General features: G+C 71.6%; 17 protein-coding genes. 1 reads left to right on the top strand and 16 read right to left on the bottom strand.

Going from position 1 to position 21,641, the window contains the following annotated elements:
- Positions 1-47: 47 nt before the first annotated feature.
- The 3 genes from rpe to fmt form a co-directional block, all read right to left on the bottom strand.
- The gene (rpe, locus tag ACFY0D_RS22595; protein ID WP_150256558.1) at positions 48-734 is read right to left on the bottom strand and encodes a ribulose-phosphate 3-epimerase; all 687 of its coding nucleotides are present in this window, start codon (positions 732-734) and stop codon (positions 48-50) included.
- Positions 735-2,116: 1,382 nt separating this feature from the next.
- Complete coding sequence (locus ACFY0D_RS22590; protein ID WP_390799864.1) at positions 2,117-3,592, bottom strand: RsmB/NOP family class I SAM-dependent RNA methyltransferase; 1,476 nt, start codon at positions 3,590-3,592, stop codon at positions 2,117-2,119.
- Between the two features lie 148 nt (positions 3,593-3,740).
- Complete coding sequence (gene fmt, locus ACFY0D_RS22585) at positions 3,741-4,685, bottom strand: methionyl-tRNA formyltransferase (protein WP_390799863.1); 945 nt, start codon at positions 4,683-4,685, stop codon at positions 3,741-3,743.
- Positions 4,686-4,933: 248 nt separating this feature from the next.
- On the opposite strand from fmt, the gene ACFY0D_RS22580 reads away from it, so the two are divergent.
- Positions 4,934-5,485 carry a hypothetical protein gene (locus tag ACFY0D_RS22580; protein WP_390799862.1) on the top strand — a complete coding sequence of 184 codons (552 nt, stop codon included), beginning with the start codon at positions 4,934-4,936 and terminating at the stop codon, positions 5,483-5,485.
- Between the two features lie 179 nt (positions 5,486-5,664).
- On the opposite strand, the gene ACFY0D_RS22575 is transcribed toward ACFY0D_RS22580, so the two are convergent.
- The 13 genes from ACFY0D_RS22575 to ACFY0D_RS22515 all read right to left on the bottom strand — a co-directional run bounded on the left by ACFY0D_RS22575 (position 5,665) and on the right by ACFY0D_RS22515 (position 21,557).
- The gene (locus tag ACFY0D_RS22575) at positions 5,665-7,803 is read right to left on the bottom strand and encodes a primosomal protein N' (RefSeq protein ID WP_390799861.1); all 2,139 of its coding nucleotides are present in this window, start codon (positions 7,801-7,803) and stop codon (positions 5,665-5,667) included.
- 67 nt (positions 7,804-7,870) lie between these two features.
- On the bottom strand, positions 7,871-9,079 hold the full coding sequence (gene metK / locus ACFY0D_RS22570; RefSeq protein WP_030841517.1) for a methionine adenosyltransferase: 1,209 nt from the start codon (positions 9,077-9,079) through the stop codon (positions 7,871-7,873).
- A gap of 212 nt (positions 9,080-9,291) precedes the next feature.
- The gene (coaBC, locus tag ACFY0D_RS22565; protein WP_390799910.1) at positions 9,292-10,491 is read right to left on the bottom strand and encodes a bifunctional phosphopantothenoylcysteine decarboxylase/phosphopantothenate--cysteine ligase CoaBC; all 1,200 of its coding nucleotides are present in this window, start codon (positions 10,489-10,491) and stop codon (positions 9,292-9,294) included.
- A 121-nt stretch (positions 10,492-10,612) separates the two neighbouring features.
- Positions 10,613-10,885: a DNA-directed RNA polymerase subunit omega gene (gene rpoZ / locus ACFY0D_RS22560; RefSeq protein ID WP_004948662.1), complete on the bottom strand. Its 273-nt coding sequence runs from the start codon at positions 10,883-10,885 to the stop codon at positions 10,613-10,615.
- Between the two features lie 73 nt (positions 10,886-10,958).
- Positions 10,959-11,522, bottom strand: a complete 564-nt coding sequence (gmk, locus tag ACFY0D_RS22555; protein ID WP_030008745.1) for a guanylate kinase — start codon at positions 11,520-11,522, stop codon at positions 10,959-10,961.
- Between the two features lie 61 nt (positions 11,523-11,583).
- A complete protein-coding gene (locus tag ACFY0D_RS22550; protein ID WP_030008746.1) occupies positions 11,584-11,907 on the bottom strand; it encodes an integration host factor in 324 nt (107 codons plus the stop codon).
- A gap of 304 nt (positions 11,908-12,211) precedes the next feature.
- Positions 12,212-13,051, bottom strand: a complete 840-nt coding sequence (gene pyrF / locus ACFY0D_RS22545; RefSeq protein ID WP_356790501.1) for an orotidine-5'-phosphate decarboxylase — start codon at positions 13,049-13,051, stop codon at positions 12,212-12,214.
- A complete protein-coding gene (locus ACFY0D_RS22540) occupies positions 13,048-14,157 on the bottom strand; it encodes a quinone-dependent dihydroorotate dehydrogenase (RefSeq protein WP_390799860.1) in 1,110 nt (369 codons plus the stop codon). Before ACFY0D_RS22540 ends, pyrF begins: the two co-directional genes overlap by 4 nt.
- 91 nt (positions 14,158-14,248) lie before the next feature.
- The gene (gene carB / locus ACFY0D_RS22535; protein ID WP_390799859.1) at positions 14,249-17,557 is read right to left on the bottom strand and encodes a carbamoyl-phosphate synthase large subunit; all 3,309 of its coding nucleotides are present in this window, start codon (positions 17,555-17,557) and stop codon (positions 14,249-14,251) included.
- Positions 17,550-18,698 (bottom strand): glutamine-hydrolyzing carbamoyl-phosphate synthase small subunit, encoded by a 1,149-nt coding sequence (carA, locus tag ACFY0D_RS22530; RefSeq protein WP_390799858.1) that lies wholly within the window; start codon positions 18,696-18,698, stop codon positions 17,550-17,552. Before carA ends, carB begins: the two co-directional genes overlap by 8 nt.
- Positions 18,695-19,276 (bottom strand): hypothetical protein, encoded by a 582-nt coding sequence (locus ACFY0D_RS22525; RefSeq protein ID WP_252308997.1) that lies wholly within the window; start codon positions 19,274-19,276, stop codon positions 18,695-18,697. The genes carA and ACFY0D_RS22525 overlap by 4 nt, the downstream gene beginning before the upstream one ends.
- Complete coding sequence (locus ACFY0D_RS22520; protein WP_351154751.1) at positions 19,273-20,559, bottom strand: dihydroorotase; 1,287 nt, start codon at positions 20,557-20,559, stop codon at positions 19,273-19,275. The genes ACFY0D_RS22525 and ACFY0D_RS22520 overlap by 4 nt, the downstream gene beginning before the upstream one ends.
- Before the next feature lie 2 nt (positions 20,560-20,561).
- Entirely contained in the window at positions 20,562-21,557 is a 996-nt protein-coding gene (locus tag ACFY0D_RS22515; RefSeq protein ID WP_390799857.1) for an aspartate carbamoyltransferase catalytic subunit, read from the bottom strand.
- Positions 21,558-21,641: the final 84 nt, after the last annotated feature.

Below are 21,641 nucleotides of genomic sequence, written 5' to 3'. Positions count from 1 at the left end.
TCAGCCTGGACAGCTCCCGTTCACCGAGCTGTTCATCAACCCTTGGTTCAGTGGTCGCAAGCCCACGGCGCGGCTGCGATCGCCGCACCCGCCTGCTCACGCAGCGTGCGCACGGCGGTGGCGGGATCGACCGCTCCGTAGACCGCGCTGCCCGCCACGAAGACGTCGGCGCCGGCCTCGGCACAGCGTTCGATGGTCGAGGCGGACACCCCGCCGTCGACCTGGAGCCACAGCTCCAGACCGTGCTTGGCGATCAGCTCCCGGGTACGGCGGATCTTCGGGAGCATGATGTCGAGAAAGGGCTGGCCGCCGAACCCGGGCTCGACCGTCATGATCAGCAGCATGTCGAGCTCGGGAAGGATGTCCTCGTACTGTTCGATCGGCGTCGCGGGCTTGAGCGCCATCGACGCGCGCGCCCCCTTGGCCCGGATCTCCCGCGCGAGCCGCACGGGCGCGGCGGCGGCCTCGGCGTGGAAGGTGACCGAGCCCGCGCCGGCCTCCACGTACTGGGGGGCCCAGCGGTCCGGGTCCTCGATCATCAGGTGAAGATCCAGCGGGATGTCCGTGGCCCTGCTCAGGGATTCCACGATCGGCATACCGAGGGTCAGGTTCGGGACGAAGTGATTGTCCATGACATCGACATGCAGCCAGTCGGCTCCCTCGACGGCCTTCGCCTCCTCGGCGAGTCGGGCGAAGTCGGCGGACAGGATGCTGGGATAAATCTGAGCGGCCATGCCCCAAGCCTGCCATGCCCCCACCGGGTTCCGGCCACGACCCCGCAAGTCGCCCCACGCGGGACGGGACGGGACGACCGGGCACGGTACAGCCGGGGCCGGATGGTGCGGGAGCGGCCCCGGGGGGCGGGATCCGGCCGGGCCGGGGCTTCGAGGTGCGGGAGCCGGCCGGGCGGAGGCTCCGAGGTACGGGAGCCGGCCGGGCGGGGCCGGGAAGGCGGGGCGGGGGCTCGGGTAGTCGGGATCTGCTCGATCGGTATCAGGGATGGGTATGGGGGTTTCCCGTCAGTCCCATCGTCCCTCCGTGTCGGGCCGGTCCCTCAAGGGCGCTCCTTCGTCGCGTCGCTTCGCGATGGCCTTCGGCCACCCTTGACCGACCGTCCCGCCCCGGAGAAACGAAAGACTGCCGGGAAGCCCCCAAAGGAACGGGCCGGGAGTTCCTTTTCAGGGACGGGGCGGCCAGAGATGTGCTGCCCTGTCGGGCGCGAAGAGCCACGATCAAGAGGCGGGGCCCATCGAGACCAGGGCCCGTGTCGGGGGAAGCGCACCCGATCGCTACGCGCTCCTCATCTCTCAGCGTCCGACGACCGTCCTGGGCTGGACATAGGCCGCCCACACCCCACAGGCGCTCCTCCTGGGAGGCGTCTGTCGGCCGGCTGGGGTGAAAACGGGCTGGACAGCGGCCATGTCGTCGTGGATGCGGGTCAGCGCACGGGGGTGGGCGGAAGAGTTGACAGTTTGCCCCAATTACCCCTGTTTGGGTGTGAGGTTGTGGGGTGATGCTCGCGCTGGCCCGGTTCTACGACGGAATAGCCGAGCTGCCGGCCGTCCGCACCTCTCAGCGGCTCTCATCAGCGGCTGACGGGCGCCGGTCGCGGTCGTGGAGAAGCGCGTAGCGATCTGGGGCGGCCTATGTCCAGCCCCAGACGGTCGTCGGACGCTGAGACGTGAGGAGCGCGTAGCGATCGGGCGCGCTCCCCCGACACGGATGCTGGTCTGTGATGGGCCCCGTCTCTTGGTCGTGCCGGCCGGGATCTCCATGGGCATCTCTGACCGCCCCGCCCTGATCCTTGAACACCCGGCCCGTTCCTCTGGGGGCTTCCCGGCAGTCTTTCGTTTCTCCGGGGCGGGACGGTCGGTCAAGGGTGGAGCGCAGCGACATCACGCAGTGACGCGACGAAGGAGCGCCCTTGAGGGACCGGCCCGACACGGAGGGACGATGGGACTGACGGGAAACCCCCATACCCCACCCTGACCCCGCCCCAGCAGATCCCGCCCGCCGAAGCCCCCGCCCCACCTCCCCGACCCCACCCGCCCGGCTCCGGCCGTCCCCGGCCCCCGCCGCACCACCGGGGCCCGTCACGGAGCCGCAGCCGGCTCGGCTACGCCGTCCGCCTCAGCAGCGCCAGGTACATCGCGTCCGTGCCGTGCAGGTGGGGCCACAGCTGGACGTCCGGGCCGTCGCCCAGGGCCGGGACGCCCGACATGAAGGGCCGTGCGTCGATCAGTTCCGCGGACACCGGCGACTGGCCCGCGCCGCGGCCCTTCAGTACGTCGTCCACGACGACCCGGGTCTCCGCCAGGTGCGGCGAGCACGTCGCGTAGCCGACGATGCCGCCCACCCGCACCGCCGAGAGCGCCTCGCGCAGCAGCCCGCGCTGGAGCGGCCCGAAGCCCTCCAGGTCCTCGGGGCGGCGGCGCCAGCGGGCCTCCGGGCGGCGGCGAAGCGCGCCCAGGCCCGAGCAGGGGACGTCCATAAGGACGCGGTCGAAGGACCCCGGCAGCCAGGCCGGACGGGTGCCGTCGGCGGCGATGACCTGGTACGGGCCCGGATTGCCCGCGAGCGAGCGCCCCACGAGCCGGGCCCGGTGCGGCTGCTTCTCCGAGGCCAGCAGGAACGCCCCGCGCTGCGCCGCGAGCGCCGCGAGCAGCGCCGCCTTGCCGCCCGGGCCCGCACAGCCGTCGAGCCACCGCTCGTCGCGGCCCTCGACGGGTGCGGCCGCGAGGGCCATGGCCACCAGCTGGCTTCCCTCGTCCTGCACGCCCGCGCGGCCCTCGCGGACCGCCTCCAGCGCGCCCGGTTCGCCGCCCTCGGCCATCCGGACGGCGTACGGCGACCAGCGGCCCGGCAGTGCCGAGTCCTCGCCGACGGCCTCCAGCAGTTCCTCCGGCGTGGACCGGCCCGGGCGGGCCACCAGGGTCACCTCGGGCCGTTCGTTGTCGGCCTCCAGCAGGTCCTCGATGCCCGCGCGCCCGCCGCCCAGCGAGTCCCACAGGGCGCTGACGACCCACCTGGGGTGCGAGTGGTACACCGCGAGGTGTTCCTCGGCGTCGTCCTCGTAGGGCGGGGCGACGCGCTCCAGCCAGCCGTCCAGGTCGTGGGCGGCGATCTTCCGCAGGACGGCGTTCACGAACTTGGCGCGTCCGTCCCCGAGCACCACCCGGGCCAGTTCCACGCTCGCCGAGACCGCTGCGTGCGTGGGGATGCGGGTGCCGAGCAGCTGGTGGGCACCGAGCGAGAGCACGTCCAGCACCGGCGGGTCGACCTCGCGCAGCGGGCGGTCGATGCACGCCTTGATGACGGCGTCGTAGGTGCCCTGGCGGCGCAGTGTCCCGTAGACCAGCTCGGTGGCCAGTGCCGCGTCGCGCGCCTGGAAGGTCTCGTCCTGGCGGGCCTTCTTGAGCAGCGGCGGCAGCACGAGGTTGGCGTAGGCGTCGCGCTCGTCCACCGCCCGCAGCACCTCGAAGGCCAGCATCCGGACGGGATCCTTCTTGGGCCGGCGGTGGGGCTTGGCCTGCTTGCCGCCCGCGCCTGCGGGGGCAGGCTTGCGTCGGGGCTGACGGGGCTGTTCGCTCACGTGAAAGGTGCTCCGGGGTTACGAGTGCTGCGAGTGCTACAGGTGTTACGAGTGGTGCCGGTCCTGCGGGTCCTGCGGATCCTGCACGTGGTGCGCGTAGTGCGCGTGGTGCGTGGGGACGTCCGCGCTCGGGCGTCGTCCCCACCGATCAGCCTACGTCGGCTCCGCCGAGCCGCTCTCCGGGAGCGATCCGTACCCCGCGCGCCCAGTCGGCGGCCCGCATCGGCTTCTTGCCCTGCGGCTGCACCCACAGCAGCTCCACGGCATGCGAGCCGGTGCCGGCGTACACGTTGTTCTTGGCGGGGGACAGCTCGCCCGGTTCCAGGTCCGTGCGGTCGGGCACCAGGCCCAGCGAGATCAGCTTGAGGCGTTCGCCGCGGAAGACGGTCCACGCGCCCGGGGCGGGCGTGCAGCCGCGCACCACGCGGTCGGCGCGCATCGCGGGAGCGGTCCAGTCGATCCGGGCGTCCTCCACGGTGATCTTGGGCGCGTGGGAGATTCCGTCGTGGGGCTGTTCGACGGCGCGCAGGGTGCCGTCCTCGATGCCGTCCATGGTGGCGGCGAGCAGTCCGGACCCGGCGAAGGCGAGCCGGGTGAGCAGGTCGCCGCTGGTGTCGGTGGGCCGGATCTCCTCGGTGAGGATGCCGTAGACCGGGCCGGTGTCCAGGCCTTCCTCGATGCGGAAGGTGGAGGCGCCGGTGACCTGGTCCCCCGCGATGATCGACTGCTGGACGGGCGCGGCTCCGCGCCATGCGGGCAGCAGCGAGAAGTGCAGGTTGACCCAGCCGTGCCGGGGGATGTCGAGGGCGCTCTTGGGGATCAGTGCGCCGTAGGCGACGACCGGGCAGCAGTCCGGGTCGATCTCGCGCAGCCGGGCCTGGAAGTCGGGGTCGCGGGGGCGGACGGGCTTGAGCACCTCGATGCCCGCTTCCTCGGCGCGTTCGGCGACCGGGCTGGCGACGAGGCGGCGGCCGCGGCCGGCCGGTGCGTCGGGCCGGGTGATGACGGCGGCGACCTCGTGCCGCCCGGAGGCGATCAGGGCGTCCAGGGCGGGTACGGCGACCTCGGGGGTGCCTGCGAAGACGAGCTTCACTGGGGACTACCTCGCTATCTCGGCTGTCAGCAGCGCACCAGTCTATGGGGCGCGGGTCGGGCCGCCCACCTGTGGTGTTGAGGGGGCGTACGCACAGGCGCGCGCCTCTCGCATATGCCGACACGCCCCCACAGCGTGACCTGGGCGACGGGTGGCGCGTTGTCAAGAGAGATTGACCGAAACGGGCCGCGCGTGAACGGTGTCTGCGGCCCGATCCGCCCTTCAGCACCGGTTCGAGAGGCTTCTTCATGGCCGACCACGCCACCCACGACGCGCAAGCCCGGGCCAGCCTGCACCTCCTGGTACGGGACATCGAGCGGGTTCGCCGGCAGGTGGATGCCCTGCGTACGCTCACCGCCCAGCTCGGCAACGTGTACCGCCCCCGCCGGTCGGGTCCCTCCACCGGCTTCGTCGTCTACGGCCGGGCGCCCGCGCCGACCGTCCGCCTCGCGCAGGAGCTGCGGGACAGCGTCGAGACGCTGGTCACCGCGGCGGTGGACTTCGACCGCTCGCTCGGTTTCTCGTGGGACGCGGTCGGTTCGGCGCTCGGTGTCACCAAGCAGGCCGTGCACCGCCGCTACGGGGCCCGGCGGGCCCAGTCCGCCGAGTCCGCGGAGCCGCCGACCGAGGGGACGACCACCCGGACCCTGGGGCCGCTGCCGACCGTCCCGGCGGCCCGCTCGATGCCGCCGCAGCCGGTGCGCGAGGAGGCCCAGGCGGCCGCCGCCGGGGGTGTTGCCGGGCGGGGGCTCGCAGAGGCGCCCCGCTCCCCCGCCTTCCCCGGTCCGCGTAACGGCTGAGGGACGTCCTGCCGCCGGGACGCCGACCCCCGACGGCCGGCCGCGCCTGCTCGCCGCGCCTGAGTCCACCCCCGGTGGGGGCACCGTACGGTCGCCCCCGCCGGGGGTTTCGGCGTGCGGTGACGGCGTTGGGCGCACCGCGTCGGCGGCGTTGTGCGCACCGCGTCGGCGCGTCGGCGTCAGCCGATGTCGAGTGGGTCGATCCGGACCCGGACGGCGTCCGCCGCCGGGACCCCCTTCGCCAGCCGGGCCGCCTGCGCCGACTTCAGGGCGGCCGCCAGGGCGGCTCCGCTGCCCGGCGGGACCCGGACCAGCGCCCGCTCCCCGGGGGACGGCTCGCCGCGCCGCCCCGGGAGCGGCACCGGCCCCAGGATCTCGGCGTCGGGCGGCAGCCCGGCTCCGGCCAGGAAGGCCTCCACGGCCTCGCCCCGGCCGGCCACCGCCGCCATCCGGGAGACCGGGGGGAAGCCGAGCTGGGACCGCTCCGCGAGCTCCCGTACGGCATGGCCCACCGGGTCCCACCGGACGAGCGCCTGGACGGGCCGCAGCGTCGGCTCGGCGACCACCACGACCTGGCCGTCGCCCCGGACCAGGGAGGCGGCGGCGATCCACCGCCGCAGCGCGTCCTCGCCGGCCCGCAGGTCCGGCCGGGTCAGCATGGCCCAGCCGTCGAGCAGGAGCGCGGCCGCGTACCCGGCTCCGGCGGCCACCGGTTCGGCGCCCGGGGTGCACACCACCAGGGCGGGCCGGTCCGGCACCTCGTCGAGGACGTGGTCGCGTCCGGAGGTCCGTACGGCCACGGCAGGGAAGGCGCGTCCCAGTTCCTCGGCGGTGCGCCGCGCGCCGACCACCTGGGCCCGCAGCCGGAACGATCCGCATTCCTCGCAGTGCCAGGACGGCTCGCCCCGCCCGCACCACCCGCACCTCAGGTCCCGCTCGTCGGGGGCCTCCAGCGGTCCCGCGCAGACCGTGCAGCGGGCGGGGGTGCGGCACCGCTCGCACGCCAGCCGGGGCACGTAGCCCCGCCGCGGTACCTGCACGAGTACGGGCCCGGTCTTCAGCCCTTCCCGTACGGTCTCCCAGGCCAGGCTCGGCAGGCGCGCGGCCCGGGCGGCCTCGTCGCGGGCGAGCAGCTCGTCCCCGACGGTCCGGATCCGGGGCGCGCAGGCCCGTACGGTCTCGCGGTCGGCGATCAGGGGCCTGGCCCAGCCGGACTCGACCAGCTGGGCGGCCTCCACGGTGCAGCTAGTGCTGCCCGCGAGGAAGCCGCAGCCGTCGTTGACGGCGCGCAGTTCCAGTACCTCCCGGACGTGCGGGAAGGGGGCGTTGTCGTCGCTGTGGCTGGAGTCGCCGTCGTCCCAGACGGCGACCAGCCCGAGGTCCCGTACGGGTGCGAACATCGCTGCCCGGGTGCCGATGACGGCCCGCACGGAGCCCCGGTGGACCGCCAGCCATTGGCGGTAGCGCTTCTCGGGCCCCGACTCGGCGGTCAGCAGCGCGTGCCGGCCCTCGCCGAGCAGGGCGGTCAGGGCGGCGTCGACGCGGGCGGCGGTCCGCCCGTCGGGGAGCACGGCGAGGGCCCCGCGCCCGGAGGCCAGGGTGGCGGCCATGGCGCGGGCGAGTTCGTCGGCCCAGCCGGGGCCGGGCAGGGCGGTCCACACGGCGCGCGGGGCGCCGCCGGTGGCGAGGGCGCGCAGGAAGGCGGGCCCGGCGCCGTACCGCTCCCAGCCGGCGGGCTCGGGGGCCGGGGGTGGCGGCAGGGGTTCCGGTGAGGGCTTGGCCTCGGCGCGGGCGCTCCGCGCGGGCAGGGCGAGCTGGAGCACGTCGGCGAGGCTGCCCGCGTACCGGTCGGCGACGGCCCGGGCGAGCGCGAGCATGCGGGGGCTGAGGACCACCTCGGGCGAGACCACGTGGGCGAGGGCGGCCAGTGCGCCGTCGTAGTCGGACTCGGCGCGGCGCTCCACGATGAAGCCGTCGATGAGGCCGCCGCCCTCGCGGCGGCCGCCGCGCACGTGGTGGGAGCCGGCGCCGAACCGGACGCGGACGCGGACGCCGGGCTGGGCGGCCTCGGAGAGCTCCTCGGGGACGGCGTAGTCCCAGAGCTGGTCGAGGTGGAGCACGCCCTTGTTCACGAGGATCCGGGCGACGGGCAGCTCGGCGGCGAGGGCGGCCCCGCGCCAGGTGCGCGGCTTCGCCTTGGGCGCCTTGGCCTTCGCCTCGGCGACCATGTCCCGGATCAGCGCGAGCTGCTCCGGCGGGGACTCATTCGCGCTGCTCACATCAGCATTCTTACCAAAGTCCACTGACAGGCACGGCATGCGAACGGCCCCGGACCAGCTGGTCCGGGGCCGTTCGGCGATCGTCCGGGGACGAGGGGGCCAGGCCCTACAGGCCGGCGGCCGTGCGCAGCGCGTCCACGCGGTCGGTGCGCTCCCAGGTGAAGTCCGGCAGCTCACGGCCGAAGTGACCGTAGGCGGCGGTCTGGGCGTAGATCGGGCGCAGCAGGTCCAGGTCGCGGATGATCGCGGCCGGGCGCAGGTCGAAGACCTCGCCGATCGCGTCCTCGATCTTCTGGACCTCCACCTTGGCGGTGCCGAAGGTCTCGACGAAGAGACCGACGGGCTCGGCCTTGCCGATGGCGTACGCGACCTGCACCTCGCAGCGCGAGGCGAGGCCTGCGGCGACCACGTTCTTGGCGACCCAGCGCATGGCGTAGGCGGCGGAGCGGTCGACCTTCGACGGGTCCTTGCCGGAGAAGGCGCCGCCACCGTGGCGAGCCATGCCGCCGTAGGTGTCGATGATGATCTTGCGGCCGGTGAGGCCGGCGTCGCCCATCGGGCCGCCGATCTCGAAGCGGCCGGTCGGGTTCACCAGGAGGCGGTAGCCCTCGGTGTCGAGCTTGATGCCGTCCTCGACGAGCTGGGCCAGGACGTGCTCGACGACGAACTCGCGGATGTCGGGCGCGAGCAGCGAGTCGAGGTCGATGTCCGAGGCGTGCTGCGAGGAGACCACGACGGTGTCCAGGCGCACGGCCTTGTCGCCGTCGTACTCGATGGTGACCTGGGTCTTGCCGTCGGGGCGCAGGTACGGGATGGTCCCGTTCTTGCGGACCTCGGACAGGCGGCGGGACAGCCGGTGCGCGATGTGGATCGGCAGCGGCATGAGCTCGGGGGTCTCGTCGCAGGCGTAGCCGAACATCAGGCCCTGGTCGCCGGCGCCCTGCTTGTCGAGCTCGTCCTCGTCGCCCTCCACGCGCTTCTCGTAGGCGGTGTCGACGCCCTGCGCGATGTCCGGGGACTGGGCGCCGATGGACACCGACACGCCGCAGGAGGCGCCGTCGAAGCCCTTCTTGGAGGAGTCGTAGCCGATCTCGAGGATCTTGTCCCGGACGAGCTGCGCGATCGGCGCGTACGCCTTCGTCGTCACCTCTCCCGCGATGTGCACGAGACCCGTGGTGATCAAGGTCTCCACGGCGACGCGCGAGGTCGGGTCCTCGGTGAGGAGCGCGTCGAGGATCGTGTCGCTGATCTGGTCAGCGATCTTGTCGGGGTGGCCCTCGGTGACGGACTCCGAGGTGAACAGACGACGGGACACAACGCTCCCTGGGGTTGCAGCGGCTGCTGGCTGATCATTTGGCGGAACCACATCGGGGGCTGCGCCCGATCACGTTCCGGATGCAGTTTATCGGTCGCCACCGTTTCCTGGGCCACCCGTCTCGCCTTATGGGAGCCGTGTGACCTGCGGCACTCCCATTCTTACCCACGGAAGTGACCTGGAGAAGGGGAAACGGCCCAGGCGCGTCGCGACTAGAGCCGGGCCGCCACCTGGTCCCAAATCACCTCGGCCAGAGCCTCCTTCGGACCATGGGGCACCTGCGTCTCAGAGCCATCGGAGGCCAGGATGACCGCTTCATTCTCCTCAGAACCAAAGGTTCGGGCCTCTCCGACCTCGTTCACGACGAGAAGATCACAGCCCTTCCGGGCGAGCTTGGCGCGGCCGTTCGCGAGGACGTCGTCGGTCTCGGCGGCGAATCCCACGACCACCTGACCGGCCCTGGCACGATCGGCCGAGATCTCCGCGAGAACGTCCGGATTCCGCACGAGCGCCACCGGCGCCGGCTCCTGCCCGTCCTTCTTCTTGATCTTTCCGCCCGCGTATGCGGCGGGCCGGAAGTCGGCCACGGCCGCTGCCATCACCACGGCGTCGGCGTCCGCGGCGGCCTTGAGCACGGCCTCCCGCAGCTGCACGGCCGTCCCCACCCGTACGACGTCCACCCCGGCCGGGTCGGCCAGCGCGGTGTTGGCCGACACCAGGGTGACCCGGGCGCCGCGGGCGACGGCGGTACGCGCGAGGGCGTAGCCCTGCTTGCCGGAGGAGCGGTTGCCGAGGAAGCGGACCGGGTCCAGCGGCTCCCGCGTGCCGCCCGCGCTGATCACCACGTGCCGCCCGGCGAGGTCGGGCTCGGCCACCCCGCGGGCCAGGACCCTGCGGCAGACCTCGTAGATCTCCTCGGGGTCGGGCAGCCGGCCCTTGCCGGTGTCCTTGCCGGTCAGCCGGCCGACGGCGGGCTCGATGACGAGGGCGCCGCGCCGGCGCAGCGTGGCCACGTTCTCCTGGGTGGCGGGGTGCTCCCACATCTCGGTGTGCATGGCCGGGGCGAAGACCACCGGGCAGCGGGCGGTGAGCAGGGTGTTCGTGAGCAGGTCGTCGGCGAGCCCGTGGGCGGCCTTGGCCAGCATGTCCGCCGTGGCGGGGGCGACGACGACGAGGTCGGCGGACTGCCCGATGCGCACGTGGGGCACCTCGTGGACGGATTCCCAGACCTCGCTGGAGGCCGGGTTCCCGGAGAGGGCGGACCAGGTCGCCTCCCCCACGAAGTTCAGGGAGGCCGCGGTGGGCACCACCCGCACGTCGTGGCCGGACTCGGTCAGCCGGCGCAGCAGCTCGCACGCCTTGTAGGCGGCGATCCCGCCGCTGACTCCCAGTACGACCTTCGGCTTGTCCACCACGTACTTCCCTTCGACGGCTGCGACGCGTTCGGCTCTGATCGTCGTCGTACCCACCCATGACACACCACAGGCCCGGCAGATGTTCTGCCGGGCCTGTGGTGAAAGGACTTCTGGTGCCTTACTGGGCCGGGGCCTCGATGGCCTCGGAGGTCAGCAGACCCGCGTTGATCTCGCGCAGCGCGATCGAAAGCGGCTTCTCGTGGACGTGGGTGTCCACCAGCGGGCCGACGTACTCGAGCAGGCCCTCACCGAGCTGCGAGTAGTACGCGTTGATCTGACGCGCGCGCTTGGCCGCGTAGATCACGAGGCTGTACTTCGAGTCCGTAGCCTCGAGCAGCTCGTCGATCGGCGGGTTGATGATGCCCTCGGGCGCAGTGATGGAAGAGGACACGCTCTACCTTCCGAAGATGGGTGAAAGATGGGGCCGTCCTGGAATCGACCGAATCAAAAACATCGATCAACGATCAGACAACTGCCATCAAGGCTAGCAGCTCACGGGCCACGTCCTCGACGGAGGTGTTGACCAGGGTGGTGTCGAACTCGGATTCGGCAGCGAGTTCGATCTTGGCGGCCGCGAGCCGGCGCTCGATGACCTCCGCCGATTCGGTGCCCCGGCCGGTCAGCCGGCGGACCAGCTCGTCCCAGCTCGGCGGGGCCAGGAAGACCAGCTGGGCGTCGGGCTTGGACTCGCGGACGAGCCGTGCGCCCTGGAGATCGATCTCCAGCAGTACCGGCTCGCCGTTGTCCAGGCGTTCCAGCACCGCGCCGCGGGGGGTGCCGTAGCGGTTGCCCGCGAACTCGGCCCACTCCAGCAGCTCGCCGTTGGCGATCAGCTTGTCGAACTCGTCGTCATTGACGAAGAAGTAGTGGACTCCGTGTCGCTCACCGGGCCGCGGCTTGCGGGTGGTGGCCGACACCGAGAGCCATACCTCGGGGTGAACCTTGCGCATATGCGCGACGACCGTGCTCTTGCCGACCCCTGAAGGGCCGGAGAGCACGGTCAGCCGCGGACGAACCTCTGCTGCCATAGAGCGATTATCCAGGTTCTCAGGACTGCCTGAGAACGCCGGGAGAACTTCAGGCGACGCCTCAGGCGCCGGTGCTGCCGAACTCGCGCTCCAGAGAGGCGATCTGGTTGGAACCGAGACCTCGGACACGCCGGGACTCGGAGATGCCGAGACGCTCCATGATCTGCTTGGCGCGCACCTTGCCCACGCCAGGCAGAGACTCCAGCAGGGCGGAGACCTTCATCTTGCCGATGACGTCGTTCTCCTGGCCCGTCTTGATGACCTCTTGGAGCGAGGCACCGGAGTGCTTGAGTCGATTCTTGACCTCGGCCCGCTCCCGGCGAGCCGCGGCGGCCTTTTCGAGCGCGGCTGCGCGCTGTTCAGGGGTAAGGGGCGGAAGAGCCACGCCTACGTCACCTCGGATGTCGAACTGTCGGATACGGACCGGTGGGCAGCCCGAAGGCACCACACCTGGCGAGCTCCCGAACAGCGATCGAAACGCGTTCGCTGCACGTTCACTCTGGTCGGAGACTAGCGGCCAACAACGCTCCAGTCAGCGAGAACGGACGAAAAGTCCTGGTCAGCCTCCACTGAACCGTACATCACGGACAAAATACCCCGGTTTTGTCCGATGAAGAGCGTTCGAGTTTCGCCAAGAAATGCGAGAGGCCCTGCCGCGGAGGTGCGGCAGGGCGTCCCGGGTGAGGCGATTACGCGGTGACGGCCTCGTGGATCTCGTCGGCGAAGCGCCGCGCCGCGTCGCGCAGGGCGCTCACGTCCGGACCGTGCTTCAGGACCCCCCGCGAGACGTTCGGGACCACGTTGCGCACGGCCTTGCCGAAGACGCCCGGCAGGTCCGCCGCCGTCGCGCCCTGCGCGCCGATGCCGGGGGCCAGCAGCGGCCCGTTGATGTCCAGGTCGAAGGAGGACAGATCGCCCAGCGTGGCACCGACCACCGCGCCGAAGGAGCCCATGGGGGTGGCGTCCGCGTTCTCCGCCGCCAGGTGCGCCAGCATCGTCGCGCCGATCGTCCGGCCGTCCTCGCGGACCGCCCGCTGGACCTCGGCGCCCTCCGGGTTCGAGGTCAGTGCCAGGACGAACAGGCCCGCGCCCGACTCCCGGGCCAGGTCGACGGCCGGCTTCAGCGAGCCGTAGCCCAGGTACGGGGAGACCGTCAGCGCGTCCGAGAACAGCGGCGAGGCAGGGTCCAGGAAGGCCGAGGCGTACGCCGCCATGGTCGAGCCGATGTCCCCGCGCTTCGCGTCCATGACGACCAGCGTCCCGGCCGCCCGGGCATCCGCCACGGCCCGCTCCAGGACGGCCACGCCCTTCGAACCGAACCGCTCGAAGAAGGCCGCCTGGGGCTTGAAGACCGCCACCGACTCGGCGAGCGCCTCGACGACCGTACGGGAGAACCGCTCCAGGCCCGCGATGTCGTCCTGCAGGCCCCACTGCGCCAGCAGGGCGGCGTGCGGGTCGATGCCGACGCACAGCGGGCCGCGGGAGTCCATCGCCGCGCGCAGGCGGGTGCCGAACGGGGTCACAGTCACTTGGTGGCCTTTCGGGTCTCGGCGCCCACCGCTTCGGCGAGCGTCGCGTACGGGCTGTTGGCCAGGCGCGCGGCAAGGCCCTTGTGGATGGCGCGGGCGTAGAACGGGCCCTCGTAGATGAAGGCGCTGTAGCCCTGGATCAGCGTGGCGCCGGCCAGGATCCGCTGCCAGGCGTCCTCGGCGTTCTCGATGCCGCCGACCCCCACCAGGACCAGGCGGTCCCCCACGCGGGCGTACAGGCGGCGCAGGACCGCCAGCGAGCGCTCCTTGACCGGGGCGCCGGAGAGCCCGCCGGTCTCCTTCACCAGGGACGGGGAGGACTTCAGGCCGAGCCCCTCGCGGGCGATGGTGGTGTTCGTCGCGATGATGCCGTCCAGGCCCAGCTCCAGGGCCAGGTCGGCGACCGCGTCGACGTCCTCGTCCGCCAGGTCGGGGGCGATCTTGACCAGCAGCGGCACCCGGCGGTCGGTCACCGTGCGGTCGGCGGCTTCGCGTACGGCCGTCAGCAGCGGGCGCAGCGACTCGGTGGCCTGGAGGTTGCGCAGGCCCGGGGTGTTCGGGGAGGAGACGTTCACCACGAGGTAGTCGGCGTGCCGGGCGAGGCGCTCGGTGGAGGCGACGTAGTCCCCCACGGCCTCTTCCTCGGGCACGACCTTCGTCTTGCCGATGTTGACGCCGACGACGGTCCTGAAGACGGCCTCACGGGCTGCCAGGCGGGCCGCCACGGCCGCCGAGCCCTCGTTGTTGAAGCCCATGCGGTTGATCAGCGCGCGGTCCGCCACGAGGCGGAAGAGCCGCTTCTTCGGGTTGCCGGGCTGCGGCTCGGCCGTGACCGTGCCGATCTCGATGTGGTCGAAGCCGAGCATCGACATGCCGTCGATGGCGACGGCGTTCTTGTCGAAGCCGGCGGCGAGGCCGAAGGGGCCGTGCATGCGCAGGCCGAGGGCCTCGGTGCGGAGCTCCTCGTAGCGCGGGGCCAGGGCGGCCGCGACGAAGGTGCGCAGCACGGGGGTGCGGGCGGCGAGGCGGATCCAGCGGAAGGCCAGGTAGTGGGCCTGCTCCGGGTCCATCCGCTTGAAGACCAGGTTGAAGAACGTTTTGTACATCGTCGGAAAATCCCTCTGCGCTCGTGAAGAGGGGGACACCCGTCGTGAAACCGGTGTCCCCCTCCCCGTGTCCGGGCTGTACGGGCCTGCGTCAGTCGCGGGCGGCGGTCAGGTGCTCCGCGTGCTCCTGGAGGGAGCGGACGCCCACGTCGCCGCGGTTGAGCGCGTCGATGCCCTGGACGGCGGCGGCGAGCGCCTGGACCGTGGTCAGGCAGGGGACGCTGCGGGCCACGGCCGCCGTACGGATCTCGTAGCCGTCGAGGCGGCCGCCGGTGCCGTACGGGGTGTTGACGATCAGGTCGACCTGGCCGTCGTGGATCAGCTGGACGATGGTCTTCTCGCCGTTCGGGCCCTCGCCCTCGCTGAGCTTGCGCACCACGGTGGCGTTGATGCCGTTGCGGCGCAGCACCTCGGCGGTGCCGGAGGTGGCCATCAGCTCGAAGCCGTGGGCGACGAGCTCGCGCGCCGGGAAGATCATCGAGCGCTTGTCGCGGTTGGCCACGGAGATGAAGGCGCGGCCCTTGGTGGGCAGCGGGCCGTAGGCGCCGGCCTGCGACTTGGCGTAGGCGGTGCCGAAGACGGCGTCGATGCCCATGACCTCGCCGGTGGAGCGCATCTCGGGGCCGAGGACGGTGTCCACGCCGCGGCCGTGGATGTCGCGGAAGCGCGACCACGGCATGACGGCCTCCTTGACGGAGATCGGCGCGTCGATCGGCAGGGTGCCGCCGTCGCCGGTCTTCGGCAGCAGGCCCTCCTCGCGCAGCTCGGCGATGGTGGTGCCGAGCGAGATGCGGGCGGCGGCCTTCGCGAGCGGGACGGCGGTGGCCTTCGAGGTGAAGGGGACGGTCCGGGAGGCGCGCGGGTTGGCCTCCAGGACGTAGAGGATGTCCCCGGCCATCGCGAACTGGATGTTGATCAGGCCGCGGACGCCGACGCCCTTGGCGATCGCCTCGGTGGAGGCGCGCAGGCGCTTGATGTCGTAGCCGCCGAGGGTGATCGGGGGCAGGGCGCAGGCCGAGTCGCCGGAGTGGATGCCGGCTTCCTCGATGTGCTCCATGACGCCGCCGAGGTAGAGCTCGTGGCCGTCGTAGAGGGCGTCGACGTCGATCTCGATCGCGTCGTCGAGGAAGCGGTCGACCAGCACGGGGCGGGTCGGGGAGATCTCGGTGGACTCGGCGATGTACGACTCAAGGCGGGCCTCGTCGTAGACGATCTCCATGCCGCGGCCGCCGAGCACGTAGGACGGGCGGACCAGGACCGGGTAGCCGATCTCGTCGGCGATCGCCTTCGCACCCGCGAAGGTGGTGGCGGTGCCGTGCTTGGGGGCCGGCAGGCCGGCGTCGGCGAGGACCTGGCCGAAGGCGCCGCGGTCCTCGGCGGCGTGGATGGCCTCCGGGGAGGTGCCGACGACGGGGACGCCGTTGTCCTTGAGGGCCTGGGCGAGACCGAGGGGGGTCTGGCCGCCGAGCTGGACGACGACACCGGCGATGGGGCCGGCCAGCGACTCGGCGTGGACGATCTCCAGCACGTCCTCGAGCGTCAGCGGCTCGAAGTACAGGCGGTCGGAGGTGTCGTAGTCGGTGGAGACGGTCTCCGGGTTGCAGTTGACCATCACGGTCTCGTAGCCGGCGTCGCTGAGGGCGAAGGAGGCGTGGACGCAGGAGTAGTCGAACTCGATGCCCTGGCCGATGCGGTTCGGGCCGGAGCCCAGGATGATCACCGCGGGCTTGGTGCGGGGCGCGACCTCGGACTCCTCGTCGTACGAGGAGTAGAAGTACGGGGTCTTCGCGGCGAACTCGGCGGCGCAGGTGTCGACCGTCTTGTAGACCGGGCGGACGCCGAGGGCGTGCCGGACCTCGCGGACGACGTCCTCGCGCAGGCCGCGGATCTCGGCGATCTGGGCGTCGGAGAAGCCGTGGCGCTTGGCCTCGGCGAGCAGCTCGGGGCCGAGCTTCTCGGCGGCGGTCAGCTCGTCCGCGATCTCCTTGATGAGGAAGAGCTGGTCGACGAACCAGGGGTCGATCTTCGTGAACTCGAAGACCTCTTCCTGGGTGGCGCCGGCACGGATGGCCTGCATGACGGTGTTGATGCGGCCGTCGGTCGGGCGGACCGCGGTGGCGAGGAGCTCGTCCTTGTCGCCGGTGGGGCCGACGAAGGTGAACTGCGAGCCCTTCTTCTCCAGGGAGCGCAGGGCCTTCTGGAGGGCCTCGGTGAAGTTGCGGCCGATGGCCATGGCCTCGCCGACCGACTTCATGGTGGTGGTGAGGGTGGCGTCGGCCAGCGGGAACTTCTCGAAGGCGAAGCGCGGGGCCTTGACGACGACGTAGTCGAGGGACGGCTCGAAGGAGGCCGGGGTCTTCTCGGTGATGTCGTTGGGGACCTCGTCGAGCGTGTAGCCGATGGCCAGCTTGGCGGCGATCTTGGCGATCGGGAAGCCGGTGGCCTTCGACGCGAGCGCCGAGGAGCGGGAGACGCGCGGGTTCATCTCGATGACGATGACGCGGCCGTCGGCCGGGTCGATCGCGAACTGGATGTTGCAGCCGCCGGTGTCGACGCCGACCTCGCGGATGATCGCGATGCCGATGTCGCGCAGCCGCTGGTACTCGCGGTCGGTCAGGGTCATCGCCGGGGCGACGGTGATCGAGTCACCGGTGTGGACGCCCATCGGGTCGAAGTTCTCGATGGAGCAGACGACGACCACGTTGTCCTTGGTGTCGCGCATCAGCTCCAGCTCGTACTCCTTCCAGCCGAGGATGGACTCCTCCAGGAGCACCTCGGTGGTCGGGGAGAGCGTGAGGCCCTGGCCGGCGATGCGGCGCAGCTCGTCCTCGTCGTGGGCGAAGCCGGAGCCGGCGCCGCCCATGGTGAAGGAGGGACGGACGACGACGGGGTAGCCGCCGAGGGTGTCGACGCCCTTGATGACGTCGTCCATCGAGTGGCAGATGACCGAGCGGGCGGACTCGCCGTATCCGATCTTGGCCTTGACGGCCTCGACGACGCCCTTGAAGAGCTCGCGGTCCTCGCCCTTGTTGATGGCCTCGACGTTGGCGCCGATGAGCTCGACGCCGTACTTCTCCAGCACACCCTGCTCGTGCATGGAGATCGCGGTGTTGAGCGCGGTCTGGCCGCCGAGGGTCGGGAGGAGCGCGTCGGGGCGCTCCTTGGCGATGATCTTCTCGACGAACTCGGGGGTGATCGGCTCGACGTACGTGGCGTCGGCGATCTCCGGGTCGGTCATGATCGTCGCGGGGTTGGAGTTCACCAGGATGACCCGCAGGCCCTCGGCCTTGAGGATGCGGCAGGCCTGGGTGCCGGAGTAGTCGAACTCGGCGGCCTGTCCGATGACGATCGGGCCGGAGCCGATGACCAGGACGGACTGGATATCGGTGCGCTTAGGCACGCTCGGCCTCCATCAGAGATACGAAGCGGTCGAAGAGGTACGCGGCGTCGTGCGGGCCGGCGGCCGCCTCGGGGTGGTACTGGACGCTGAAGGCCGGCTGGTCGAGCAGCTGGAGGCCTTCGACGACGTTGTCGTTCAGGCAGACGTGGGAGACCTCGGCGCGGCCGTAGGCGGTCTCGGTGACCTTGTCGAGGGGCGCGTCGACGGCGAAGCCGTGGTTGTGCGCGGTGATCTCGACCTTGCCGGTGGTGCGGTCCTGCACGGGCTGGTTGATGCCGCGGTGGCCGTACTTCAGCTTGTAGGTGCCGAAGCCGAGCGCGCGGCCCAGGATCTGGTTGCCGAAGCAGATGCCGAAGAGCGGGGTCTTGCGCTCCAGCACGCCCTGCATGACGGCGACGGGGCCGTCGGCGGTGGCCGGGTCGCCCGGGCCGTTGGAGAAGAACACGCCGTCGGGGTTCACCGCGTAGACGTCCTCGACGGTGGCGGTGGCGGGCAGCACGTGCACCTCGATGCCGCGCTCGGCCATCCGGTGCGGGGTCATGCCCTTGATGCCGAGGTCGACGGCGGCGACGGTGAAGCGCTTCTCGCCGATCGCGGGGACGACGTAGGTCTCCTTGGTGGCGACCTCGGCGGAGAGGTTCGCGCCCTTCATCTGCGGCTGCGCCTGGACCTTGGCCAGCAGGGCCTCGTCGCGGATGCCGACCCAGGCCTCGCCCGAGAAGATGCCGACGCGCATGGCGCCGCGCTCGCGCAGGTGGCGGGTCAGGGCGCGGGTGTCGATGCCGGAGATGCCGACGACGCCCTGCTTGACGAGCTCCTCGTCCAGCGAGCGCCGGGAGCGCCAGTTGGAGGGGACGCGGGCGGGGTCGCGTACGACGTAGCCGGCGACCCAGATGCGGGAGGACTCGGGGTCCTCGTCGTTGACGCCGGTGTTGCCCACGTGCGGGGCGGTCATCACGACGACCTGCCGGTGGTACGACGGGTCGGTGAGGGTCTCCTGGTAGCCGGTCATGCCGGTGGAGAACACGGCCTCGCCGAAGGTCTCCCCCACAGCGCCGTAGGCGCGGCCGCGGAAGATCCGACCGTCCTCCAGGACGAGTACGGCGGGAGCTTTGGCTGCTCCCCTGGTGGAGGTCGTCATCGTTCGGCGCCTTCCGTCGTGATGGATGAGTTCATGAGATTGATGGCTTCGACCCAGGCGGCGTGTTCGGCCGCGCGGTCGGAGCGGAATCCGGAGTCGATCAGCTTGTCGCCGTGCGCCCAGGTGACGACGAGGAGACCGCCCTCGGTGAGTACCTTGCCCGCGATTCCCTTGTCGAGGCGGGCGCCGCGCAGCTGCGCGGCCGGTACGAAGAAGTCGCCTGCGCCCGGTCGGACCACATCGAGGCCCGCGTCGGTGAGCGTGAGCTCGACCCGGCTGCGCAGGCCCAGACCGTGCGCGACGATCCGGTCGAGCCACTGCCCGGCGGTGGTGGACCCGTGGTACCGGCCGGTCAGGGCCAGCCGGTGCTCGGGAAGACCGTCGGGTGCGGCGGGCAGCTCCGGCAGATCGTTCTGCAGAGCGCCGCGCCATTTCCAGCCCTGCCGCATCAGCCAGTAGACGAACGCGACGAAGACGGCCAGGCCGATCACCCACGCCATGCGGGCACCGAAGCTGGTCACCTCCGCCGACTGTCGTTCGGCGGCCTCGGCGGCCAGTTGGATTACTGCAGGTGTCACGCCAGTTTCCCGTCCACGACCGTTGCCCGGCCCCGCAGGAAGGTATGAGTGACGCGCCCCGGCAGCTCACGGCCCTCGTAAGGCGTGTTGCGGCTGCGGGAGGCGAAGTGTGCGGGGTCCACGACACCACGGTACGAGGTATCGACCAAGGTCAGGTTCGCGGGTTCACCTGCCGAGACGGGACGGCCGTGGTTCTCCAGGCTGCCGATGCGCGCCGGAGCGAAGCTCATCCGCTCGGCGACACCCGCCCAGTCGAGCAGTCCGGTCTCGACCATCGTCTGCTGGACGACGGAGAGCGCGGTCTCCAGGCCGACCATGCCCATGGCGGCGGCGGCCCACTCGCAGTCCTTGTCCTCGTGCGGGTGCGGGGCGTGGTCGGTGGCGACGATGTCGATCGTGCCGTCGGCGAGCGCCTCGCGCAGGGCCAGCACGTCGCGCTCGGTGCGCAGCGGCGGGTTGACCTTGTAGACCGCGTTGTACGAGCGCACGAGCTCCTCGGTGAGGAGGAGGTGGTGCGGGGTGACCTCGGCGGTGACGTCGATGCCGCGGGACTTGGCCCAGCGGACGATCTCGACGGATCCGGCGGTGGAGAGGTGGCAGATGTGGACGCGGGAGCCGACGTGCTCGGCGAGCAGGACGTCGCGGGCGATGATCGACTCCTCGGCGACGGCCGGCCAGCCGCCGAGACCGAGTTCCGCGGAGACGATGCCCTCGTTCATCTGGGCGCCCTCGGTGAGGCGGGGCTCCTGGGCGTGCTGGGCGACGACTCCGCCGAAGGCCTTCACGTACTCCAGGGCGCGGCGCATGATCACGGCGTCGTCCACGCACTTGCCGTCGTCGGAGAAGACGGTGACGCGGGCGGCGGACTCGTGCATGGCGCCCAGCTCGGAGAGCTGCTTGCCCTCCAGGCCGACGGTGACGGCGCCGATGGGCTGCACGTCGCAGTAGCCGGACTCCTTGCCCAGGCGCCAGACCTGCTCGACGACGCCGGCGGTGTCGGCGACCGGGAAGGTGTTCGCCATGGCGAACACGGCGGTGTAGCCGCCGGAGGCGGCGGCGCGGGTGCCGGTGAGGACGGTCTCGGAGTCCTCGCGGCCGGGCTCGCGCAGGTGGGTGTGCAGGTCGACGAGGCCGGGGAGGAGGATCCGGCCCTCGGCCTCGATGACGGTCGCGCCTTCGGCGGACAGGCCGGTGCCGACCTCGGCGATGGTCTCGCCGTCGATCAGGACGTCCTGCGCCTCGCCGCCGAGTACCTTCGCACCACGGATAAGGATCTTGCTCATGGTTACTTGCTCTCCTCGGTACGGGCGGGGGCGGCGGGGGTGGTGGTGACGGCGGGCTCGGAGCCTCCGAGCAGCAGGTACAGGACGGCCATCCGGGTGGAGACGCCGTTGGCGACCTGCTCGACGGCCGTGCAGCGGTCGGAGTCGGCGACCTGGGCGGTGATCTCCATGCCGCGGTTCATCGGGCCGGGGTGCATCACGATGGCGTGCTCGGGCATCTTCGCCATGCGGTCGCCGTCGAGGCCGTACCGGCGGGAGTACTCGCGCTCGGTCGGGAAGAAGGCGGCGTTCATGCGTTCGCGCTGCACACGCAGCATCATCACCGCATCGGACTTCGGCAGCACCTCGTCGAGGTTGTACGAGACCTCGCAGGGCCAGGTCTCGACGCCGATCGGGACGAGCGTGGGCGGGGCCACCAGGGTGACCTCGGCGCCGAGGGTGTGCAGCAGGTGGACGTTGGAGCGGGCCACGCGGCTGTGCAGGATGTCGCCGACGATGGTGATCCGGCGGCCGTTCAGGTCCTTGCCGAGGCCGGCGTCGCGGCCGACCAGGCGGCGGCGCATGGTGAAGGCGTCCAGCAGGGCCTGGGTGGGGTGCTCGTGGGTGCCGTCGCCGGCGTTGACGACGGCGGATTCGATCCAGCCGGAGGTCGCGAGCCGGTAGGGGGCGCCGGAGGCGTGGTGGCGGATGACGACCGCGTCGGCGCCCATGGCCTCCAGGGTCAGGGCGGTGTCCTTCAGGGATTCGCCCTTGGAAACGGAGGAACCCTTCGCGGAGAAGTTGATGACGTCGGCGGAGAGCCGCTTGGCGGCCGCCTCGAAGGAGATCCGGGTGCGGGTCGAGTCCTCGAAGAAGAGGTTGACGACGGTGAGGCCGCGCAGGGTGGGCAGCTTCTTGATCGGCCGGTCCGCGACACGGGCCATCTCCTCGGCGGTGTCGAGGATCAGGACGGCGTCGTCGCGCGTGAGGTCGGCGGCCGAGATGAGGTGGCGCTTCATCTGGATGGCTCCGTAGGTCGGGAGGGCAGGCGGGCTGACTGCAGGGGTGCGAGCGGGCAGGGCAGGCCTCGGCGCGGGCCCCGG

The sequence above is a fragment of the Streptomyces sp. NPDC001502 genome (assembly GCF_042894785.1).
Classification (GTDB): Bacteria; Actinomycetota; Actinomycetes; order Streptomycetales; family Streptomycetaceae; genus Streptomyces; species Streptomyces kutzneri.
This window is presented reverse-complemented; position numbering and strand designations above follow the sequence as displayed.